The sequence below is a fragment of the Candidatus Cryosericum odellii genome, assembly GCF_003570935.1.
Taxonomy (GTDB): Bacteria; Caldisericota; Caldisericia; order Cryosericales; family Cryosericaceae; genus Cryosericum; species Cryosericum odellii.
On the sequence record NZ_QXIU01000083.1, the window covers coordinates 1 to 4,759 of the forward strand.

General features: G+C 58.4%; 6 protein-coding genes. All 6 read left to right on the plus strand.

Going from position 1 to position 4,759, the window contains the following annotated elements:
• The coding region (locus tag SMC5_RS03270; RefSeq protein WP_119119573.1) for a M24 family metallopeptidase at positions 1-257 on the plus strand (257 nt) is incomplete at its 5' end.
• Positions 258-398: 141 nt separating this feature from the next.
• Positions 399-1,271 carry a glycyl-radical enzyme activating protein gene (locus SMC5_RS03275; protein WP_243624962.1) on the plus strand — a complete coding sequence of 291 codons (873 nt, stop codon included), beginning with the start codon at positions 399-401 and terminating at the stop codon, positions 1,269-1,271.
• A gap of 1 nt (position 1,272) precedes the next feature.
• A complete protein-coding gene (hypD, locus tag SMC5_RS03280; RefSeq protein ID WP_119119575.1) occupies positions 1,273-3,630 on the plus strand; it encodes a trans-4-hydroxy-L-proline dehydratase in 2,358 nt (785 codons plus the stop codon).
• A gap of 183 nt (positions 3,631-3,813) precedes the next feature.
• Entirely contained in the window at positions 3,814-4,218 is a 405-nt protein-coding gene (locus SMC5_RS03285; protein WP_165848950.1) for an ArsR/SmtB family transcription factor, read from the plus strand.
• A 61-nt stretch (positions 4,219-4,279) separates the two neighbouring features.
• On the plus strand, positions 4,280-4,600 hold the full coding sequence (arsD, locus tag SMC5_RS03290) for an arsenite efflux transporter metallochaperone ArsD (RefSeq protein WP_119119577.1): 321 nt from the start codon (positions 4,280-4,282) through the stop codon (positions 4,598-4,600).
• Positions 4,601-4,643: 43 nt separating this feature from the next.
• Positions 4,644-4,759, plus strand: a 116-nt coding sequence (locus SMC5_RS11610; protein ID WP_407079758.1) for an ArsA-related P-loop ATPase, incomplete at its 3' end; no start/stop codon positions are given.

Below are 4,759 nucleotides of genomic sequence, written 5' to 3' on the forward strand. Positions count from 1 at the left end.
TCCGTGCCAAGCTGGCAGAGGACAGTCTTGGATTTGGCCACGGCCTCGGCCACAGTGTCGGGCTCGAGATCCATGAGGATCCGCGTTTCTCGCCATACTCCGATACAACGCTCGCGCCCGGGTATGTCATGACTGTGGAGCCTGGTGTCTACATTGCCAATCACTTCGGGATGCGCATCGAGGATACGGTCATCGTGAAAGAGAACGGCTGCACGCCTATCACTGATCTCGGCAAGGACCTGGTGATCGTGCACTAAGACATTCCAGAATATTGCGAGTAACCAGGCTGGGGTGATCACTCCAGCTTGGTTACGTTTTGTATCCCATGATGAATATCCACATGGACTTCTAAGACGTTATGCTAGAATATCATTATGGATGGAATCGTTTTTAACATCATGCACTATGCTTTACATGACGGGCCGGGGATCCGCACGGTCGTGTTCCTCAAGGGCTGTCCGCTGGCTTGCCAATGGTGCCATAACCCCGAAAGCCAGGGCTCCCGCCCCGAACTTATGATCACAGCGGAACGGTGTACCGGGTGTGAGGATTGCCTGACAGTATGCCCGACGCATGCGGCAATCCTGGAGGGTGGAGTACCTGGGGCCACTGACGCGTGTACCGCATGTGGACGCTGTGTCGATGCCTGTCTCGCCGGGGCCAGGACAATTGCGGGTAGGATGATGACGGTGGCAGAAGTGATGAGCGAGCTCGTCCGGGACCGCGTTTTCTTCGAGGAATCGGGCGGCGGGGTCACCTTCTCTGGTGGCGAACCCTTCATGCAGTCGGCATTTCTGAGAAGTCTGCTCGAGGCCTGTCAGGACGAAGGCATCTCGACTGCAGTCGAGTCCTGCGGGATGACTGACCGGCAGGACCTGCTGGGGATGGCGGACAAGGTCGACCTGTTTCTGTACGACGTCAAACTCATGGACCAGGCGCGACATGGAGAAGCCACAGGCGTGGGAAACGAGACAATCCTCACGAACCTCGCAGCGCTGGCAACGGCACATGCCCATGTTATCGTACGGTTTCCCGTGATACCGGGGGTCAACGACGACAGTGAGAACGTTAGTCTGATGATTGCGATGATGCGTCGGCTGGGCCTGCGCGAGATTGACCTGCTTCCCTATCACCGCATCGGGACGGACAAGTACCGGAGGCTTGGAAGGCCGTACCAACTGGCCGACCTGCAGCCTCCTTCAGCGGAAGCCATGGAGAACATCCGGCGCACGTTCGCGGACGCCGGCATCGAAGCGTCGGTGGGAGGATAGTATGAATGAGCGTGTTGCACGTCTGCGCCAGGAGAGTCTTGACGCAGTACCTCGGCTGTCCCTGGAGCGAGCGCACCTGGTAACGGAGTTCGACCGGCAGGCGCGGGGTTTGTCGGTACCTGTCTACCGCGCACGTCTCCTGCAGTACATTCTTGAACACAAGCAGCTGTTCATGGGGCCTGGCGAGCTGATCGTGGGCGAACGTGGTCCCGCGCCCAAAGCCGTGCCGTCCTTTCCGGAGCTGTGCTGTCACAGCATGCAGGACCTCACTGTCCTCGATACGCGGGAGAAGGTCTCCTACAAGGTCGACGACGAGGGTCGCCGCATCCAGCAGGAAGAGGTCATCCCTGCATGGAACGGGCGGTCTATGCGTGACCGCATGTTTGCTCTGATGGAACCCGCATGGAAGGATGCCTATGAAGTCGGCGTGTTTACCGAGTTCATGGAACAGCGCGCGCCGGGCCATACGGTGCTGGGCGATGTCATCTATCACAAGGGGTTGCTGGAGCTGAAAGAGGAGGCGGCAGACGCCATTGCGGGCCTCGACTTCCTGAACGACCCGCAGGCAACCGCGCGCCGCGAAGAGCTTCAGGCAATGGCCATTGCTGCAGACGCGATGATGAGCTATGCAGAGCGCAATGCAGACTTTGCGCGCTCGATGGCTGAGGCAGAGCAGGATCCTGTGCGCAAAGGGGAACTTCTGCGCATTGCCGAGGTCTGTTCCTGGGTTCCGGCGCATGCTCCGCGCACATTCCATGAGGCATTGCAGGCATACTGGTTTGTGCACCTGGGTGTCGTGACCGAACTCAACACGTGGGATTCGTTCTGCCCCGGGCGCCTCGACCAGCACCTGGAGCCGTTCTACGCGAAGGGACTTGCGGACGGCACACTGACGCGCGAGTCGGCCATGGAACTCCTGGAGTGCTTCTGGGTCAAGTTCAACAATCAGCCTGCGCCGCCAAAAGTGGGTGTGACGGCTGCCGAAAGCGGAACGTATACGGACTTTGCCAATATCAATGTGGGTGGACTGCGCCCCGATGGCTCTGACGGTGTGAACGACGTCAGTTATCTCCTGCTCGACGTCATCGACGACATGCACCTGCTCCAGCCGTCCTCGAACATCCAGCTCAGCCGCAAGAGCCCGGACCGCTTCCTCAGGCGTGCCGCCGAGATCATCCGCGAAGGTTGGGGTCAGCCCTCAGTCTTCAATGCCGACATGGTCGTTGAGGAACTCCTCCGCCAGGGCAAATCTGTGGTCGATGCCCGCATGGGCGGTATTTCCGGCTGTGTCGAAACCGGGGCGTTCGGCCGTGAAGCATACATCCTCACTGGCTACCTGAACCTGCCCAAGATCCTCGAAGTGACCCTGCATGACGGTCTGGACCCACGTACAGGCAAGGTCATCGGTCTGCACACGGGTGATCCGCGAACGTTTGCCAGCTATGAAGAGCTGTTTGAAGCATTTAAAGCGCAGCTGCATCACTTCGTGGGCATCAAGGTGCGCGGCAACAACGTTATCGAGCGGCTGTATGCCGAGCAGATGCCGGCACCGTTCCTGTCGCTTTTCGTGGAGGACTGCATTGCGCGGGGGCGTGACTACAACGACGGTGGCCCGCGGTACAATTCGACGTATATCCAGGTCACGGCACCGGGGAGCTGTACCGACAGCTTGTCTGCATTGAAGGCGCATGTCTTCGACCAGAAGGACCTGACTATGGGCGAGATCCTGGCGGCCGTTGACGCCGACTTTGTGGATCATGAAAAGACGCGGCTGCTGCTGTGGAACCGCTCACCCAAGTATGGCAACGACGACCCGGCTGCCGACGATATCCTTGCTCGGCTCTTTGATGTGATATTCGACGCGATCGACGGTCGTCCCAACACCAAGGGCGGAACGTATCATGTGAACTATCTGTCGACAACAGTTCATGTGTACTTCGGTTCGGTGACCGGCGCAATGCCGGATGGTCGCCGCGCATGGCAGCCGCTGTCAGATGGCATATCACCTGTTCAAGGGGCCGACAGGAAAGGCCCGACCGCCGTCATCCGTTCAGCTGCTTGCATGGACCATGTACGCACCGGCGGCACCCTGCTCAACCAGAAGTTCTCGCCGTCACTGGTGGAGGGGGATGTGGGGCTCGGTGCTCTTACGCACTTGATCCGCTCCTATTTCACGCTGGACGGGCATCACATCCAGTTCAACGTCGTGACCGCCGCGACGCTGCGTGCCGCCCAGGCCGAGCCGGACAAGCACCGTGACCTCATCGTCCGTGTGGCCGGCTACAGCGACTACTTCTGCGATCTGACGCCTGGCCTGCAGGAGGAGATCATCGCGCGTACCGAACAACAGTCGTTCTGATCTGCTGCGGTAGCGGAAACCAGACCCTCTGCAGACAATAGACACCCCCGTCAGCGCCCCTCATGCAGAGGGGCGCTTTCCCAATCTCTGCCTTCGTTGGGAAAGGAAGAAGATTTGTTCTTGACATGTCCACAGATCGACATATTCTAAATCGGAAGTGGACGATATAATTGGAGAATGGCGATGCGAGTGAGCAGTACGGGGACTATAGACATGATTATTGTTGCGAAGGCGCTGGGGGATGAAACACGTGCGCGCATTGTCGGTGTCCTTGGCGTGCGGGCTCTATGCGTCTGTGAGGTGAAAGCTGCTCTGAGTCTGTCTCAGGCGACCGTGTCGGACCACGTGCGTGTCCTTCTCGATGCGGGGCTCTTGTCGACTTCCAGAGAGAGCTACTGGACGCTATACACGATTCGTGGAGACTTGCCGCCCGAGGCCCTCCAGTTCGTGTCTCTTCTCATAGACCAAGTTCAGACCAAGTTTCCTGAGGACCGGACACGACTGACAGACACGCCGGTCTTCCTGTGTCGTACTGATTCCAGGAACAGACGTGCTACGCGCCCGCGCACGTTGCATCGGAAAACCTGAAGTAGGCGGTTGAGCCGCTTTAACCCACATCTTCACAACATTCGGTATTCGGGAGGTCACGTTGAGAATCGAATTCTATGAACCACCTATGTGTTGCACCACTGGCTTGTGTGGACCATCGGTCGATGAGCGTCTTGTTCACCTGACTGAGGACCTTAAACGTCTGCAGGGCGAGGAACCTGGTCTCGTGGTCGAACGGTATGCAATCAACCAGCGGCCGTTCAAGTTCCGCGACAATGCCGACGTCTACAAGCTCGTGACAGGTAACGGCAAGAAGGTTCTTCCGGTGACCACCGTCGACGGTAAGGTCGTCAAGACCAGAGACTATCCGTCGTACGACGAGATGAGAGCCGCACTGAACGGAGGGATACATGAATCCTGAGTATATTTTCTTCTCAGGCAAGGGCGGCGTCGGCAAGACGTCGATGGCGTGTACAGCGGCGGTTCACTATGCGGACAATGGCAGGAAAACGCTTATTGTTACGACCGACCCGGCATCGAACCTGGCTGACGTATTCGAGCAGCCCATTGGCCATCACGT